A 16,621-nucleotide genomic window follows, 5' to 3' on the forward strand; every position below is an offset into this window, starting at 1 on the left:
TCACTCCAGTTTCGGGAGGACAGGTTTTGCACCTGTAAGGTGATCAAGTTGTCAAGGTTTTGTTCCTTGCGGCTAATCCCCCTCTATCCTTTTCAGGTTAAGGTTTCTAGCCAACGAATCACACCCAACCTAAAACGATCGTCCCAATTCCGTTGTTCAAGCAGTGGTTGATAATTAGCCGAGCTGCCTTGTTGATACCATCTCGAACTCGGTGGTTGCGTTTCCTGGTAACTTGATCGAGCCGTTTATCCCAATATCCCTGTGGCTTACCTTCTTTCAACGTCGCAACCTGCTTATTCCAGTACTGGTTATAGGACTTCATCCCACGAGAGTCGATCAAGAATGAATTACCTAAGGTGTCAACACAAGCCGCCAAGTTACTAGAAGTCCCAAGGTCAATACTTAGTGCTTCGTTGCCGTCTTGTCTGACTGGCTCCTGGTCAGGGACTTCATAGGAGACTTCTAAGTAGAAGGCACCATTCTTTGGGAGAATAGTCCATTCTTTGATTTTCCTTCCTTTTAAATTACTAGGGAAGGATAGAGAAAAGTTTTTGACTCCAAACCAGCGCCTTACAGTCAAACCCAAGGAGAAAACGAGCTTTCCATCTTTGATTTTGGGTTTTTGTCCTCCACAGTTGGGGTAGGCGACTTTGAATAATTTAGAGCCTTTTAAATATTTAGGCGGGGAAGGTCTGTCTTTTAGTTGACCTTTAAACCAAAGATATCTGAGACTTTTATAAGACTTAAAGGCTTCTATTACGCTATATAAAGTTTGTTGAGCAGGAGTGGAAGGTAGGGATTTTGCTATCAATGATTTGCTTATGCTTTCCTCGTAACACAAATCAAATTTTCCAGTCAATATCTTCCCAGATTTAAAGAATAGCTGGCGGGTTAAATACAACCCCATGTTGTACAACTTCCCTGACTGTTGACAAAGATAAGTCAATATAGCTTCTGTCTCTTTGTCAGGATGGAGCAATATCTGCTGTACTCCCATCTGTTTCTTAGTCTTAGCCATTATCGACCCTCTTTTGGCTTGTTGTTCTCGTTGATAGGTGGCTTTAGCCACTTTGAGCATTCCTCCCGGAGACGAAACCTTAAAATAAGGCAGCCTTAATCATAAAGTTTTAACCCTTTTACCCATAGCCGACCAACCATAAAGGCTGCCCCAGCGAGGGATTGCTCGCTGGGGTAGCTTCTGACCCGGTCGCGCATACGCGGGGCTTCCTGCTTTTTAGATTTTTGTGAAAGCTTAGTAGGCAAAGCATAATTGATCCGTATAACTATGGCATCTATCTGTAGTTAGGAAAATCCCGAAGGGAGCAAAGGTGGGGAAGATTGACACAATGCACAATTCACAATGCACAATGGCACAATCAAGTATTTAAAGTCAAACTAGTATTTATTATCTCTGCATCTCTGTGATCTTGTGATCTACTCTTGGAATACATGCTATGTCTGTTTTGTCAAGCCCTCAATTCTATCCACCTAGGCTCAATCCCCTATTAACCCGCCTCTGTCAAGGCTTTTCTGATCTGATCGCCGATAATTTTTATCAACTGAAGTTAGTGGTTGAGTCTACGGACCTAGAGAAACTGGCTCGGTTGGAAGAGGAACGGGTGCTTTATCTGCCGAATCATCCTACCCTTGATGATGGGATAGTTCTGTTTCTGTTATCAACTAGGTTAGGGCAACTCTTTCACTATGTTGTGGCTTACGAGAGTTTCCGGGGATGGAACAAAAAATTTCTGCCCCTGATCGGAGCATACTCGATTAGACGGGGTTTAGGCGATCGCGCCAGCATTGCCCAAACCCTAACGTTACTGAAGCAACCGAGTTGTGATTTGGTGATTTTCCCCGAAGGCGGCTGCTCTTATCAAAATGATACGGTTATGCCCTTCCGAACGGGAGCGATTCAACTGCCTCTACAGGCAATGAACCAAATGGTCAAACAGGGTGAACCTGTTCCTAATCTCTATTTAGTACCCGTAAGTCTGAAGTACCACTACACTGATTCCATGAAGCCAGTGATTGATCAGACCCTGTCCCGTCTAGAGAAGGCGTTGAACATTAATGCGATCGCACCAAACTTCTATGGGCGTTTACGGGGTGTGGCTGAGCAAGTCATTCTTCGCTTGGAGACTGAATACGACCTTAATCTAGACCAAACCACTCTAGACCAAACCACTCAGATGGATTGGAACCAAAGGATTAACAAGCTCAAAACTCATCTGTTGAGTGAGTGTGAACAGAAGCTAGAGCTAACACCGGCAAGCATGACACCAAGCCGAGAACGAGTGTATAAAATTCAGTCAGTCTTAAAATCCCGTGCTCAAGAGTTAGAACAGTTTGATGAAACCACTTATGAATCAATTTACCAAGCTACTATCCGCCTGCTGAATTTCGATGCAATTTACGATGGTTATGTTGCGGCTTCCCCTACCCCAGAGCGTTTTTTGGATACTCTGACTCGACTAGAGCGGGAAGTGTTTAAGTTTGATCGACCTTTGGTGAAAGGACACCGCAAAGCGATGGTCCGCATTGGAGACCCCATAAACATCAAAGAGCATTTTGAGTCCTACAGACAAAACCGAGCAGGAACAGTGGAGATGTTAACCCAACAACTACAACAGACAGTTCAAGAAAATTTATCGTAAATATATGCGCTACGCGCATATGTTTACCTGACAATTAAGTTAAAATTTGTTTGCAAAAATACTTTTTTTTGCAAAAATACTTCACACTTTTTGTAAAAACCATTGGTTAAGCTAAGAGCAGGATAGAAAGTAGAGGAAATTTTATGAACGCTGTTTTTGGCGTGGATTCACAGCAAAGCCGCTGGCGAACCATTGCCATGTTTGCTTTAGGGTTTTGGCTCAGTAGCAGTTTAGTTATAGACTTTGTGATCATGCCATGCATGTCTACAGCTGGCATGATGAGTCAGGCTAGTTTTGCTACAGCTGGCTATTCAATCTTCTGGACATTTAATCGTGTTGAGCTTTTGTGTGGCGCTTTAATATTAGCCAGCCTCCTAGTCCTGCGTGGTAATTCTAATCTTTATCATTACGTCAGACGCTGGTCTATTTTATTATCCCTGCTCATGGTAGGGATCGCAATCATTTATACCTACATCATGACACCCCAGATGAGCGCCATGGCTCTACAACTGAATCTTCTAGAGCCAGTAAGTGGCATGCCACCAGGAATGGTGCAAATGCATGAAGGGTACTGGCTGCTAGAAGCAATCAAGTTAATGGCAGGGACTACACTACTTAGTTGGTGCTATCAAGACTATCGTAGATTGGTCTGTTCGTAACTTGCTCCCACACTCCCCCTAACCCTCAGGGCTGTTTCTTGCGTCCAACTAAAATCTGATTTGTGGGGAGGTGGGGAGATAGGGAGATAGGGGGAATTTTTATAAATAAGGTATTTTTCACCTTAAAATACCCTCTCCCCATCACCCCAGCTCCCTTTCACCCGATTGACCTGAAAATTTATTCCTGAAAATCTCTGAGGGGGGGGTGGATTAATCCTCCACCGTTCCTTCTGAAGGCCACAATAGCCGTAATGCCATCAAAGCAAAGCCAATGGCTGCGATCGCTTTAAGTAGACGAGTAGGCAATAGATGAGCCACCCCTCCCCCAGCGACTACACCCAGAAAGCTAGCCAGTATCAGTGCCGCTATAGTTCCCAAAAACACAGTACGGGGGGAATTGAGACTACCACTGAGTGCGATCGCAGCAAATTGGCTTTTGTCTCCAATTTCAGCTAAAAATACAGTTAGGAAACTTAGTCCTAGTAATTGCCAATCCATCGTCTAATCACTAATTCATAACTAATTCAGTTTGATTGCGTCCCACAGAAGCATAACTGATATCAACAGTAAAAGTGTTCCGGCAGCAGTATCCATCATCTCAGGGGAGAAGCGCTTAGCCAGCCAATGACCAATCAGTACACCTAGCAAACTAGTAGATATCAGTGCTGCGGCAGCACCAACAAACACAATCCATGGAGACTGGGATTCGGCAGTGATGAGTAGTGTTGCCAATTGGGTCTTGTCGCCCATCTCGGCTAGAAAGATAGTTAGGAAAGTTGAACTAAAGATTCCCCATACAGCCATCTGCTTTGCTTTTACTGGCTGACTCTGGTCAGATTGAGTCACTGGAAAACTGCTCAAGATATAGGTACTCTATACAATTTACCAAAATTTGCATAACTTTACATAAATTCTGAGGCTGTGATCGCTCTCAAAATGTAAATTGTTAAGAGAACTCGCGGAATTCCCTATCGTCTTTAACGGTGGGGATGGATAGCGAGACGATAATTTATGCTAAAATGAAGATGGTCGATGACCCGCTTGACTGACTAAAAGGCTACCTTACAAACGGTCTTACCAGATTCGGTTGTTTTAGACCCTGAAGGTATACAAAGTACTAGCAGAGCTCAAGGAAGAGACAAGCCCTGGCTGGTTAGCTATAGCTGTAATTCCAAGGTGAGTCTGTCGCAAAACTATACGTCTGCGGAAGGCGGATGTCTGCCTGTGGACGCTGAGTAAGACCAATTCCAGCAGGCGCGCGCCTTCTAGGCCGGGTTCCCCGGCCATTGGAAAGCGCCTCTGGTTGAGGCATCGGCGGATGAAGCGGGAAACCCTGAAGACGAATAAGACCGTCCCTGAATTGACCTGAGAGTGGTTTGCCCCAACCTCAGCTGATCAGGTTGGGGTACTTCACAACAAGTTGAGATTTTTCTCCCCGAAAATTCTTATGATTGCTTTGGTAAGCATATGCGCTACGCGCAGGCTACGCCAACAGCTGTCAGCTGTCAGCCGTCAGCCGTAACTCAGATTAAACTTTCGCGTAGCGTGGCCATTCCCGTAGCGTAGCCACAGGCCAAGGCCAAAGCTTACCTGTTTTATTCACAAGCTGAACGCGCACGCGTGCGCGTAGCGCTTATGCTGATTGCTGAGAGCTGAATGCTTAGTTGCTTTGATTGCTGATCAATTTATCAAATATGGGAGAAACTGCATTGATTAACTCAATTTTGTTAGCTGCTGTGGAAACCTCTGTTCCGGTGACCCCAGAGTGGAGTCCCACAGTGGGGATAGTAATGATTTTGTGTAATCTGTTTGCGATTACTGTTGGTCGCTTTGCCATCAAAAACCCCGGTCAAGGCCCAGCTTTACCTGGTGCCTCTGGACTGTTTGCCAATTTTGGTATCCCTGAACTGTTGGCAACTACTAGCCTCGGTCACATCCTAGGGGCTGGTGTCATCTTAGGTCTAGCCACTAGTGGTGTTCTCTAAGCTCTGACAAAGGACTTGGCTCCAGGGGAAGAGAGGGGAGAGGGGGCAGTGGCAGAAGCCCTAATTAGTCGAAAATCATTTTTGACTTTTGATATCGTATTTGCTTCCCCTTCCCGATTCCCCTAGCAATTCTGGTTGAACTCGCTGCAAAAATAACACGACTGCCGCTGAAAACGACCCCTCAATCACCATCAGGGGAATATGAGCAACCATGAGCCCGTAAATTGCTGTCCGTTCTGCTGCCACATTAATCGTAGCAGGAATATTGGTAATGACTAGGACGAAGAAGATTAGCGTCGCCACTCCCAACCCAGCAGCACCGGCCAAGAAGCTGAAGATAGCAGTAACAATTCGATTGCCTTTACCAAATACCCGCCGCAATTGGAACAGGTGATACGCCAAGATTGCTGATACTCCCATCATCGCTGCATTTATCCCGAGGGTGGAGAGTCCACCATGCTGGAACATAACTGCTTGAAAGAACAAACCAATCAGAATGGCAGGAACGGCATAATAACCTAAAATTGCCCCTAACAAGCCATTGAGGACAAAATGGACACTTGCTGGTGGGATGGGCAGGTGAATTGAGGATGCTACAAAAAAGGCAGCGGTCAGTAAGGAAGCTCTGGGAATTGCCTCCTGAGGGTTTTTATGTTGATCAATTCGACGTAGGGCATACCAAGTGAGTCCACCAGTAGCTGCATAACCAGCGAGACAGACAGAAGCAGGGAGAATACCATCAGGAATGTGCATTAGTTTTCCTCCCTAAGAAAAAGAGTGCTGTACCCACAAATCCCCAGACACCAGCAGCTGCCATGAGCATTCTCTGAACAGGGGTGTAACTAGGACTAGTTGATGAGATCATTAGGGAGTTCCCTGCTGCTGATGAGTGACCCGCTACAGCAGAATTATCTTCACCGAGAGTCATAGTAATCATGCCACCGTGACCAGCTTGGCGCACCTGAATTGTCCAATTTCCCTGCTGAGCGTAATCGGGAGCAAAGATAAACCTGCCGTTGGTGTCACTAGTCCCTGTCTGCCAAGGGGTGGTAGGATTATTGGGAGCATAAATGGTTACTTGGGCATTGGACATCGGTTGACCAGTGTCGTATTTAGCATTAATCTCAATGGCCTCGATAGTTTTAGATTCAAGCCTAGTGCCGTGAGCCTCAGCATTGACTGACCAACTCAAGACAGACACCAGGCTCAGTAGCATCAAACCTTTCCAGTTCATCCTTAATTCTTGACTGTTGAGTGTTGACTGTTAAGCTAGCGTCCATTTAATTGGCATATTTTCTACTTAAGGCCTTTGGCCACGCTACGCGAACGGGAAAACTCCTCAATCCCTGTGACCCTCTGCGAATCTCCCACTCTCACCCTCTTCAAGAGTCATCCAAATTAGATTGGTCAGAGCTGAGCAGGTTTGATTTTTATAGCACTACCCTTCGATTTTTTCTTGTCTGGATAAGGACTCTAGGTTAAAAGACTCCGGGGTTTGGAGTAAGGGTGTTGGGTACCTCATGACCTGGAAATTGGCATGGATGTACAGTGACCTTCACCGACATGACCTAGGTTAGGCAGAATCTCTTGAGTAAGCTGCTGATAGGTTTCAGCTGGGAGTCCTGATTTAAGCTGAGCCATTGTCACCTCTAGTTTGCCGTTCTTAGCGAGTGCAGCTAATGGCTCAAATCCGATCGCACCAGTGTTGAGGGGGTCATTGCCTGGAACATCACTATCGCCAAAAATGTGATCGAAGTGGAAGGTAGCTTCTATGTCCGCTTCCCCATCCTTGGCTAGAATCCCTTTGCGCTGATCACCGACGAATTCACCACAGCGGTATTCAATCTCTTGGTCAAGTTTGATCACAAAATCAATGGTTTGTCCCTGCTTACTGGCTTTACCACCCATCACTAGGCTTTGATCCATTGCTGGACCAGTCTTGGCTTTGACCATTTTCCAGGAAAGAGCATTGTAATGACCAGTTGGTGCATCAGCTATCTCAGCAATCAGAATTGGCTCGGCATCCTCTCCCCCTTCCGCTAAATCGATGGTTTTGGGATTGGGGAGGATAATTTTCTCTTCGACTGAGATTTCCTTTACTGTATCGGGGTTATACGGAGGGTTAGCTTGGTAAGCTGTGATGTCCGCTAGGTTGATGTAAACCTGATCGAAACATATTTGCCAACTGTCTTTGGAAACAAAGCCCTGTCGCACAAAATCTTCACCGTTAGCCCGAAATTGCAGCTTGCCATTCCCTGCTGTAGGCTTAGTCTCGCTCTTGGGTTTACCTTCACCACAGCCTGAGAGGAAAATTACAGCTATAACCATTATATTTACCCATATTTGCACCTTTTTGACCATGATTATGCGATCGCTTCTACCTTCGCTTCTACCTTAATTAGTATACAAAACTTAATAAAACTCAGTTTTGGGGTAATTTACAATGCCCCTCTCCCCCATCTGCCCACTGCCCACTGCCCCATCTGCCCACACTTTCCTATCTCCCCACACTTCCCACACTTCCCACACTCCCCCCTCTCGACCCACACCCCCGCGCCCGGGATACATCACTATTTTCAGTAATTTAGCTGATGGTTTTAAGACAAATGGCTGAGGTTTATTAAAAAAAAATAATATTATCCGTTGATTTTGAGCAGTTTTCAGTTTAACTTCACAGAATCTTCCTCAAGATTAACATGATTTTTATATAAAAATAGCGGTTTTTTCTGTTATTTGTAGATCCAAGTAGCCTATCTAACGGTCATCAAAATAGTTCCTATAAATTCATGAATTGTTCATAAAGTTTAGCAGTTATAAAAAAAAATATGTAGACTAATTTTAAACTAATCATGTAGACTAATTACTTAGCAAAATAATCCGCAACCAAAGCAATTAACACAGCTTAAATTATCAATTAATTTAGTTTGCCAATCAAAAATAGAAGCTTTAAGTGGCAAACTATGACCGAGTCAACTTGAGGATGAAGCGATAATCAACAGACCCATTAGTTATGGCTATCTTAGGACATCAATTACGAGATAAATTACGAGCTGACCAAAAGGGTGCAGGTAGTACTACAGGGAGATATTTAAGCCCATTTCAACAAAAACTTCTGCAAAAAAGTTTGGAATTGGATATATCAGAAAAATACCGTCAGCGTATTCAAATTATGCTGCTGGCGGATCAGGGGAAATCTCAAGCTGAAATTCGCCAAGCCTTAGGCTGTTGCCCAGCGACAGCTAGGCATTGGATCCTGATGGCTCGGACTGGTCAAGCACTCAATTGGCAGGATAATCCCATTGGTCGCCCTAAGGCGGTTAATGAGCAATATCTTGAACGGTTACAGGAACTGGTAAAACAGAGTCCTAGGGACTGTGGCTATTCATTTCGGCGCTGGACAGCTCATTGGTTGAGTAAGCATTTGGCTAAGGAATTGGGGGTTGAAATTACCCCTCGCCATGTGAATCGGTTGCTCAAAGAGATGGGATTGTCCACTCGACCGAGAAAATCCAGTAAGGCTCAGTCAAAGACGACTGAGAATGGGATGAGTGGGGTTAGCATTATGATTCATGACTTGCAATCGGCTGTTCTCCCTGATTCTTCAGCGATTATGCTCTCTTACACAAATAGGATAAGCTTGAGTACCAATGGTTAAAAGTTCATCTGCTCCAATGATTTCTCCTCAACAATTGAGCAAGACTCTGGGATATTCTCTGTCTCCATCAGAATTCCAGCGCGTCCTCAAACGATGTCAATTCAAAGAGCCTAAGGTCGGTAAGTTTTGGCACGCAGGAACTAGTAATGCCAATAGTAATGCCAATAGTAATGCTGGGATCTATATCATTATCGCTGGTAAGGTGAGACTACTCGATGGGGCAGGTGAATTAATCACTACCTTGGAAACTGAGGAGTCTTTTGGGGAATTAACCTTGTTTCCAGAAGTTGACTTGGAACCCTATTTGGCTAGAGCTTCAGTGAATTTGAAGCTGTGCTTTCTACCAGCGGATGTGGTGTTGGCTCTGATGGATCGCTATCCCCAAATCCGAGACCATTTGTGGAATAAGGCACGATTGCGAGACTCCCAGTGCCAAATGCGATCCTCTGAAAGAGCCGCTACGGGAACGCAAAATCCTGCCTCAGCTCACTCCGCCACTCCCTTCACCTCTGGATCCCCTCAAAAAACCAAGTCCCAGAAAAAAATTAAGAAAGCTTTCTTCCCTCATCCTGCTCAGCGTGTGGGACATTGGTTTCAACGGGTGAGTAGGCGCTATCCATTTTATGCTCAACAGAGTGCTAGCGATTGTGGTGCAGCCTGTTTGGTGATGGTGTCTCGCTACTGGGGCAAGCAGTTTAGTTTAAATCGCTTGCGGAAGTTGGCCAATGTCAACCGGGATGGAGCATCCCTGCGAGGACTGTGCTTTGCTGCGGAAAGTGTTGGCTTTTCCACTCGTCCGGTGCAAGCGAGTTTCGATGAGTTGGCGAAGCAGAAGTTACCAGCAATTGTTCACTGGGAGGGGAAACATTTTATTGTTGTCTATGAGATTACTAAAACCCATGTGGTGGTATGTGACCCAGGTCTTGAGCAACGCACCCTCACCCATCGCGAGTTTAATCAGGATTGGAGCGGTTATGCCCTGCTACTGGAACCGACCCTAAAGTTTAAGGATACTAAGGAGTCCTCTACATCTATCTGGCAGTTTTTTGAGTTAATTAAGCCTCATTGGCTGATGCTGGTGGAAATCTTGATAGCGTCAATATTTCTCCAGCTGTTTGGATTGGTTACGCCCATTTTCACCCAGTTGATTCTAGACCGAGTGGTGGTGCAGCGCTCACAGGTAACCTTAACAACAGTAGTGCTGGGATTACTGTTGTTTAGCTTCTTCCGGGTGGCGATGACAGGGTTGCGGCAGTATCTGCTGGTTCACACGGCGAAAAGGATTGATTTGGCCCTGATAGTGGGGTTTATTCGCCATACCTTCCGATTGCCCTTAAGTTACTTTGAATCTCGTTATGTAGGAGACATCGTATCACGGGTGCAGGAAAACCGCAAGATTGAGCAGTTCATGACCGGTGAGACCTTGTCGATTCTGCTGGATTTGCTCACTGTCTTTATCTATGGGGGCATGATGTTTTCCTACAACTGGCAGATGGCAGTGCTAGCGCTAGTGATTGTACCACCGTTTTCGATCTTGGCATTGGTGACCGCACCGTTTTTACGACGGATTTCTCGGGAAATTTTCTATGCCAGTACTAAGCAGAATAGTTATTTGATTGAAGCTCTGTCTGGAGTAAGGACCGTCAAAGCCTCGGCGGTAGAACAGACCGTGCGCTGGCATTGGGAGGAGTTGCTGAATAAAGCCATCAAGATTGGGTTTTCTGGACATGTGTTTAATACTCAGCTGCAAATGGTGAGTGGTACCCTCGAAGCGGTGACAAGTACCGGTTTGCTGTGGTTTGGGGCGTCCCTGGTGATTAACGACCAGTTAACCATTGGACAGTTGGTAGCCTTTAATATGGTGCTAGGGAAATTTACCTCTCCGTTCCAACGCCTGACCGTGGTATGGAATAAGTTGCAGGAGGTGTTAATTTCTGTGGAACGGATTAATGATGTCCTGGATGCCGAACCGGAGGAGGATTTACAGCAGCAGGAGAAGGCAACCTTAGGTCAACTCCAGGGTCATATTCGGTTTGATAATGTCACCTTTCGCTATCACGATGACAGTGATACCAATGTGCTGGAAAATCTCAGTTTTGAGGTCAAGCCTGGGCAAATGGTAGCCCTAGTGGGACGCAGTGGTTCCGGAAAAACGACGATTTCTAAGTTGGTGTTGGGGTTTTATCCCCCTACCGATGGTAAGGTGTTGATTGATGGATTGGATATTACGTCGATAACGACACAGTCCTTGCGATCGCAAATGGGAGTGGTAGACCAAGATACCTTCCTATTTGGGGGAACCATTCAGGAAAATATTAGCCTCAGTCATCCTTCCGCTGATTTAGAGCAGGTGATGAAAGCGGCTCAATTAGCAGGAGCCCATGAGTTTATTCAAGACTTGCCTATGGGCTATGACACTCAGATCGGGGAAGGGGGAGGAATGTTGTCCGGGGGGCAACGACAACGGATTGCGATCGCACGAGCACTGATGGGCAAGCCCAAATTGTTGGTTTTAGATGAAGCTACCTCTCATTTAGATCCAGAATCAGAACGAATTATTCAGCGAAACTTAAATACAATTTTAAAGGGACGGACGACATTAGTAATTGCTCATCGCTTATCAACAATTCGCAATGCCGATTTAATTTTAGTGATGGATAGAGGAATATTAATTGAGAGTGGAACTTATCGGGAATTGATGGAAAAGCGCGGACATTTCTATTACCTAAACCAACAACAACATACTGTAACCCAGTAATTCCTGTGTCGAGAGTGTGGGAAGTGTGGGGAGATGGGGAGATGGGGAGATGGGGAGATGGGGAGATGGGGAGATGGGGAGATGGGAACCCACCCCTAACCCCTCCCAGGAGGGGAATATGGGGAGATGGGGAGATGGGGAGATGGGGAGATGGGGAGATAGGGCAGAAAAAACGGCATATATAGCATTTCTCATAGTTATGAGGCAAATTCAATTTTCTTACCCCAACTCCCAACTCCCGACTCCCAACTCCCGACTCCCGATTCCCGACTCCCGACTCCCGACTCCCGACTCCCTTTGCTATATAAAAAATTACAAATAATAAAGAACAAATGACTAACTCATCGAATGGAAAAACTGGGACTAAACTCCAGGATGCTAAACAGATTGAACAGGAGTTAATGTCTCCTAAACTCCAGGATTATAAACAGATTAAGCAGAATTTAATGTCTCGAAAGGTAGAGACTTTTAAGAAAGATGACTCCAGGGAGGATTGGTCTTTTGCTACAAAAGAACTTCTTGATAGTCTACCCCAAGCTTGGACTAGAGGATTGTTGTATTTATTGGTAATATTTATTAGTGTCCTTGTTCCTTGGGCAATGTTTTTTAAAATCGATGAAACTGGGAGTGCTAGGGGACGACTAGAACCCCAAGATAAGACGATTCGGTTAGACTCACCGGTGATGGGAACTGTAGCTAAACTTTATGTCAAAGAAGGAGAATCTGTAAAAACTGGGCAGAATTTAGTTGAACTAGAATCGGACTTAGTCCAGACTGAGATCCAGCAGTCCCAGAAGCGATTGGAAGGTCAACAAAATCAGCTTAATCAGTTAAAATTGATGAAAAATCAGTTAGCGATCGCCCTTCAAACTCAGGCGCAACAAAATCAAGCCCAGCAGTTGGAGAAGTTGACCCAGGTTGAACAAGTGCGACAAACCTTAGCAGCCCTTAAGAAATCTTATAATTTACAAAAAACAGAACAATTAGCCCAGTTAAATCAGGCCAAACAATTGCTAGATCATAGTCAACTGGCTTATAATTTAATGGAAAATCGCATGGAAAATGCCAAGCGGGAGGTGGCACGGTTTCGAGATGCATTTAATGAGGGGATTGTTTCGGAAATTCAGCTGGTAGACCGGGAAGATATGGCTCAAGATCGGCAACGGTTGTATGAACAAACCCGATCAGAGCTCGAGCAATCGAAGTTACGGTTAACGGAACAAGAGAGTACTTATGAGCGCACATTGCGCCAAACCGAAGCAGAGATTGAACAAGCGCAGTTGCGTATACGGGAGCAAGAGAAAAGTTATCAGAGTTTACTCGAAGCCGGGAAATTGGCTATACTTCGCTCTGAGGAGAATTTTAAAAATATGGAGGCAGAAATTTCTAGACTTGAGGCTGATATTGCTCAGAATAATAGTCAGATAGAGGGGTTAAGGTTTCAGTTGTCTCAACGGGTGATCAAATCTCCGGTAAATGGGACAATATTTGATTTCCCGATTCCTGGTGCCGGTTCAGTGGTGCAGTCAGGAATGATGGTGGCAGAAATTGCCCCAGAGAATTCTTCCTTAAGTCTCAAGGCCCAGATGACAACACAGGAAAGTGGTTCCTTGAAAACTGGGCTACCCGTAAAGTTGAAATTTGATGCTTATCCTTATCAAGATTATGGGGTGCTAGCAGGGGAAATTACCAGCATTTCTCCTACTACTGAAGAGGTGGATACGCCTCAGGGCCCGATAGCGGTGTATAGCTTAAACATTGCCCTCAAAAAAGACTGCATTGACTCAGGGAATAAGTGTATTCCTTTGCGTCCAGGGGATACTGCATCTGCTGAAGTAATTGTTAGACGGCGTCGGATTATTGATTTGATTCTTGATCCGTTTAAGCAATTGCAGAAGGGGGGAATAGGACTTTAGCTGACGGGGTGCCAAGCAACATGATTCGCCTTACTGGGTGTGGGGTGACCGGGTGTGGGGTGACCGGGTGTGGGGTGACCGGGTGTGGGGTGTGGGGAAATCGGGAGTCGATAATAGCTCACAATGGGGCGTTGCGTCAGTCAAAGAATGAATAGGAGATTAGTGGGCATCCTGCCCGCACGAAAATAAGCATGAAACTGGCAAGATGCCAGTTCCACGCAAGATGACCATTCTACAGGTGCCACCCGTGATGGCGAGCAATCCGGAGCCATCACAGAAAGCGCACCTGCTCTGAAAATCATTCTATTATTCAGGGCGTTGCTGAATAAAGTAATGGATAGGAGATTAGTGGGCATCCTGCCCGCACGAAAATAAGCATGAAACTGGCAAGATGCCAGTTCCACGGAAGATGCCCATTCTACAGGTGCCACCCGTGATGGCGAGCAATCCGGAGCCATCACAGAAAGCGCACCTACTCTGAAAATCATTCTATTATTCAGCAACGCGGGAATTTTTGCCTAATTGCAAAACCGATGTATCACTCTTGATTAACTCTTGCCTGTTGCCTGTTGCCTGTTGCCTGTTGCCTGTTACCTCTTACCTGCTCCCTGCTCCCTGCTCCCTGCTCCCTGCTCCCAGATCCGCTGTTCCCTTTGCGATATGATTTACGCAATCTTTATCAAAACCCACCATTTTTTTGGTCTAAGGGTAAGGTCATGACCCCTTACAAGTAGGTAGCCAACTGGGGTTGGGGTTAACTTCCTAAATTCTTTCGCTAATGAATATAATTTACTGAATCTTTATCAACAATTTAGCGATTTTATAATATGCTATAAAGCTAGAGATGTTGATTTTTACTAATCTCAAAAAAAGCTAATCCTATAGCAATAGTTGTCAGGGTGTTTATCAATTAAATCAATGAGGTAAACAGGAGTTTTTTTGACTTGCCTGTTACCTGTTTAATGTTTCTTTTTTATATCAATACTCTGTTTACATTTCCAATAAAAAGCTATATACTACCAATTACTAATCACTAATCACTAATCACTAATTACGGCGGTTTGCATAACTATCAGGTACACAGGATTGTTTTCCCTCTTCCCTCTTCCCCTCCTGGGAAGGGTTAGGGGTGGGTTTCTCTTCCCTGCTCCCTGCTCCCTGCTCCCTGCTCCCTAAAAACCCAGAACTTTGTACCTAACAGCAATTGCAAACCGCTGTACTAATTACTAATTACGGAGTAAATTATGTCTCAACCTAGTACGATTACCGAAACCGATCTGATTCAGGAACTGAAGCGATCCCGTCAAATGCGCGAACTGCTGGAAAAGATTGTCAAACACAAAACTATCATGTCCGTGGTGGCAGATTTTGGAATTGAGGCAACGGAAGAGGAATTGCAGAAGGCGGCGGATAACTTCCGGGTTCTGAATGACCTCCAGAGTTCGGATCAGACCTGGGAGTGGCTGCGCTACCATGGCTTGTCGTTGGAGGATTATCAAGAAATGATTCGCTACAACTTGCTGTCGGGGAAGTTGGCGGAGCATCTGTTTAAGGATAAGGTGGAACCCTATTTCTATGAAAACTCGTGGGATTATGAAAAGGTGGTGATATATGAAGTTCCGATAGATGATGAGGATTTGGCAATGGAACTGTTCTACGCTATCCAGGAAGGGGAAACGAGTTTTTTTGATGTGGCTCATCAACACATTGAGAATCAGGAGTTACGGCGCACTGGGGGCTATCGCGGACTCCTGCAGCGCCAGGATTTTATACCCCAGCTGTCGGCTTCTGTGTTTGCGGCGACTCCCCCGCAGTTACTGAAACCAATTTTTGCCGGTGGTGTAATGCGTTTGGTTTATGTGGAAGAGATTATTAAACCTGAGTTGGATCAAGGGTTGCGGACTCAAATTATGTCGGAGTTGTTTGAGCAGTGGTTGGAGTCGAAGATGATGAGCGAGCAGGTGACGATAGACGTTGGAGAAGTGAAGGTTTAATAATGTTGAAGGTTGAAGGTTGAAGGTTATTTGGTTGTTCGCCTTTGGCGTTCCCGAAGGGTAGGTTGAAGGTTGAAGGTTGAAGGTTATTTGGTTGTTCGCCTTTGGCGTTCCCGAAGGGTAGGTTGAAGGTTGAAGGTTGGAGGTTATTTGGTTAACTAGAGGGTTAACTAGAGCGTTTCTAAAGGATTTGTGAAGGCAAGACTAACTGAAAGTCTGATTTAAATGGGGTGCTTTTTTCACAAATCAACTGGAAACGCTATAGCAAAACCAAATAAATCATTAAACCCAAGGCTGATTTCTGATAATACCAAAAAATTCTCGGATCGTCACAGCAAGGCAGAAGGCAGAAGGCAGAAGCGATGCAGTTGGCCAAAGGGGGTACCCCTCATGAGCAACTCCATCAAGACAAGGTCGTTTCAATGGACGACAGCTTATAACCAGTTATTCCCTAATGACTAATTGTTGGTTTAGGAGTGTTGGTTTAGGAAATAAATTCAAAACTTTACTGGGTGCTTGCTACCACTTAATTAAATAATTTAGTAATACAGTTACTAACAGCAAATTAAATACTATCTAGCTATTTAATTTGAGGAGTGGGCTTCGATGGTCTTGTTGATCTCAGTCTCTCCCCATACCACTTTTATCAAGTTTTCATTTCAACGAGAGGAAAGTGATTAACGGGGAGATTTTGTGTCTATTTTTTTAGGTAGTCGGGAGTCGGGAGGGTGGGAAGTGTGGGGAAATGGGGAGATGGGGAGATGGGGAGATGGGGAGATGGGGAGATGGGGAGATGGGGAGATGGGGAGATTTTGATTAAGGGTAATTATCTTGACATGATATCAGACGGATTTACCAAGTTTGCCAATGGGGCTGCTAGGCACTACCTGGGGTGTGGGGTGTGGGGTGACCGGGTGTGGGGTGTGGGGTAGGCTGTTCACTTTGTGCGATGGCCATAGCTTAAACTTCATGCACTTCCTTTTTGTCTGATAGTATG

19 protein-coding genes are annotated in these 16,621 nt (G+C 45.2%); 11 read left to right on the forward strand and 8 right to left on the reverse strand.

Annotated features, from left to right (window positions below; all coding sequences use genetic code 11):
• Window positions 1-118 precede the first annotated feature (118 nt).
• Window positions 119-1,069 carry a transposase gene (locus F6J99_RS26990; protein ID WP_293117067.1) on the reverse strand — a complete coding sequence of 317 codons (951 nt, stop codon included), beginning with the start codon at window positions 1,067-1,069 and terminating at the stop codon, window positions 119-121.
• Window positions 1,070-1,454: 385 nt separating this feature from the next.
• Between F6J99_RS26990 and F6J99_RS26995 the strand changes: the two genes are divergently transcribed.
• Together F6J99_RS26995 and F6J99_RS27000 are read left to right on the forward strand one after the other, a co-directional pair.
• Window positions 1,455-2,657, forward strand: a complete 1,203-nt coding sequence (locus F6J99_RS26995) for a 1-acyl-sn-glycerol-3-phosphate acyltransferase (protein ID WP_293117069.1) — start codon at window positions 1,455-1,457, stop codon at window positions 2,655-2,657.
• A 143-nt stretch (window positions 2,658-2,800) separates the two neighbouring features.
• Entirely contained in the window at window positions 2,801-3,316 is a 516-nt protein-coding gene (locus tag F6J99_RS27000; RefSeq protein ID WP_293068703.1) for a DUF4149 domain-containing protein, read from the forward strand.
• A 210-nt stretch (window positions 3,317-3,526) separates the two neighbouring features.
• Here the strand turns inward: F6J99_RS27000 and F6J99_RS27005 are convergent, their stop codons facing one another.
• Both F6J99_RS27005 and F6J99_RS27010 read right to left on the reverse strand, forming a co-directional pair.
• Window positions 3,527-3,814, reverse strand: a complete 288-nt coding sequence (locus F6J99_RS27005) for a TMEM165/GDT1 family protein (RefSeq protein ID WP_070396367.1) — start codon at window positions 3,812-3,814, stop codon at window positions 3,527-3,529.
• Between the two features lie 21 nt (window positions 3,815-3,835).
• Complete coding sequence (locus F6J99_RS27010) at window positions 3,836-4,162, reverse strand: TMEM165/GDT1 family protein (protein WP_070396366.1); 327 nt, start codon at window positions 4,160-4,162, stop codon at window positions 3,836-3,838.
• An 863-nt stretch (window positions 4,163-5,025) separates the two neighbouring features.
• On the opposite strand from F6J99_RS27010, the gene psaK reads away from it, so the two are divergent.
• Entirely contained in the window at window positions 5,026-5,301 is a 276-nt protein-coding gene (psaK, locus tag F6J99_RS27015) for a photosystem I reaction center subunit PsaK (RefSeq protein ID WP_044492231.1), read from the forward strand.
• Window positions 5,302-5,376: 75 nt separating this feature from the next.
• On the opposite strand, the gene cbiM is transcribed toward psaK, so the two are convergent.
• From cbiM to F6J99_RS27035, 4 genes are all read right to left on the reverse strand, one after another.
• Window positions 5,377-6,054 (reverse strand): cobalt transporter CbiM, encoded by a 678-nt coding sequence (gene cbiM / locus F6J99_RS27020; protein ID WP_293117075.1) that lies wholly within the window; start codon window positions 6,052-6,054, stop codon window positions 5,377-5,379.
• On the reverse strand, window positions 6,041-6,517 hold the full coding sequence (locus F6J99_RS27025; RefSeq protein WP_293117077.1) for a carboxypeptidase-like regulatory domain-containing protein: 477 nt from the start codon (window positions 6,515-6,517) through the stop codon (window positions 6,041-6,043). The genes cbiM and F6J99_RS27025 overlap by 14 nt, the downstream gene beginning before the upstream one ends.
• Window positions 6,518-6,819: 302 nt before the next feature.
• A complete protein-coding gene (locus tag F6J99_RS27030; RefSeq protein WP_293117079.1) occupies window positions 6,820-7,629 on the reverse strand; it encodes a DUF4382 domain-containing protein in 810 nt (269 codons plus the stop codon).
• 84 nt (window positions 7,630-7,713) lie between these two features.
• On the reverse strand, window positions 7,714-7,869 hold the full coding sequence (locus tag F6J99_RS27035; RefSeq protein ID WP_168166542.1) for a hypothetical protein: 156 nt from the start codon (window positions 7,867-7,869) through the stop codon (window positions 7,714-7,716).
• Between the two features lie 442 nt (window positions 7,870-8,311).
• Between F6J99_RS27035 and F6J99_RS27040 the strand changes: the two genes are divergently transcribed.
• From F6J99_RS27040 to F6J99_RS27055, 4 genes are read left to right on the forward strand one after another with little or no spacing between them, the layout of a single operon-like run.
• Window positions 8,312-8,956, forward strand: a complete 645-nt coding sequence (locus F6J99_RS27040) for a helix-turn-helix domain-containing protein (RefSeq protein WP_293117082.1) — start codon at window positions 8,312-8,314, stop codon at window positions 8,954-8,956.
• On the forward strand, window positions 8,949-11,714 hold the full coding sequence (locus F6J99_RS27045) for a peptidase domain-containing ABC transporter (RefSeq protein WP_293117084.1): 2,766 nt from the start codon (window positions 8,949-8,951) through the stop codon (window positions 11,712-11,714). Before F6J99_RS27040 ends, F6J99_RS27045 begins: the two co-directional genes overlap by 8 nt.
• A 49-nt stretch (window positions 11,715-11,763) precedes the next feature.
• On the forward strand, window positions 11,764-12,036 hold the full coding sequence (locus F6J99_RS27050; RefSeq protein ID WP_293117086.1) for a hypothetical protein: 273 nt from the start codon (window positions 11,764-11,766) through the stop codon (window positions 12,034-12,036).
• Between the two features lie 10 nt (window positions 12,037-12,046).
• Entirely contained in the window at window positions 12,047-13,630 is a 1,584-nt protein-coding gene (locus F6J99_RS27055; RefSeq protein ID WP_293117088.1) for an HlyD family efflux transporter periplasmic adaptor subunit, read from the forward strand.
• A gap of 140 nt (window positions 13,631-13,770) precedes the next feature.
• Here the strand turns inward: F6J99_RS27055 and F6J99_RS27060 are convergent, their stop codons facing one another.
• Window positions 13,771-14,118 (reverse strand): hypothetical protein, encoded by a 348-nt coding sequence (locus F6J99_RS27060; RefSeq protein WP_293117091.1) that lies wholly within the window; start codon window positions 14,116-14,118, stop codon window positions 13,771-13,773.
• A 26-nt stretch (window positions 14,119-14,144) separates the two neighbouring features.
• On the opposite strand from F6J99_RS27060, the gene F6J99_RS27065 reads away from it, so the two are divergent.
• From F6J99_RS27065 to F6J99_RS27080, 4 genes are all read left to right on the forward strand, one after another.
• The gene (locus F6J99_RS27065; protein ID WP_293117094.1) at window positions 14,145-14,294 is read left to right on the forward strand and encodes a hypothetical protein; all 150 of its coding nucleotides are present in this window, start codon (window positions 14,145-14,147) and stop codon (window positions 14,292-14,294) included.
• A 580-nt stretch (window positions 14,295-14,874) separates the two neighbouring features.
• Window positions 14,875-15,624, forward strand: coding sequence for a peptidylprolyl isomerase (locus tag F6J99_RS27070; RefSeq protein WP_293117097.1), 750 nt, complete (start codon window positions 14,875-14,877; stop codon window positions 15,622-15,624).
• A 693-nt stretch (window positions 15,625-16,317) separates the two neighbouring features.
• Entirely contained in the window at window positions 16,318-16,440 is a 123-nt protein-coding gene (locus F6J99_RS27075; protein ID WP_293117099.1) for a hypothetical protein, read from the forward strand.
• Window positions 16,386-16,556 (forward strand): hypothetical protein, encoded by a 171-nt coding sequence (locus F6J99_RS27080; protein ID WP_293117101.1) that lies wholly within the window; start codon window positions 16,386-16,388, stop codon window positions 16,554-16,556. Before F6J99_RS27075 ends, F6J99_RS27080 begins: the two co-directional genes overlap by 55 nt.
• The last annotated feature ends 65 nt before the right edge of the window (window positions 16,557-16,621 follow it).

Source organism: Moorena sp. SIO4G3, from assembly GCF_010692305.1.
GTDB classification, from domain to species: domain Bacteria; phylum Cyanobacteriota; class Cyanobacteriia; order Cyanobacteriales; family Coleofasciculaceae; genus Moorena; species Moorena producens_A.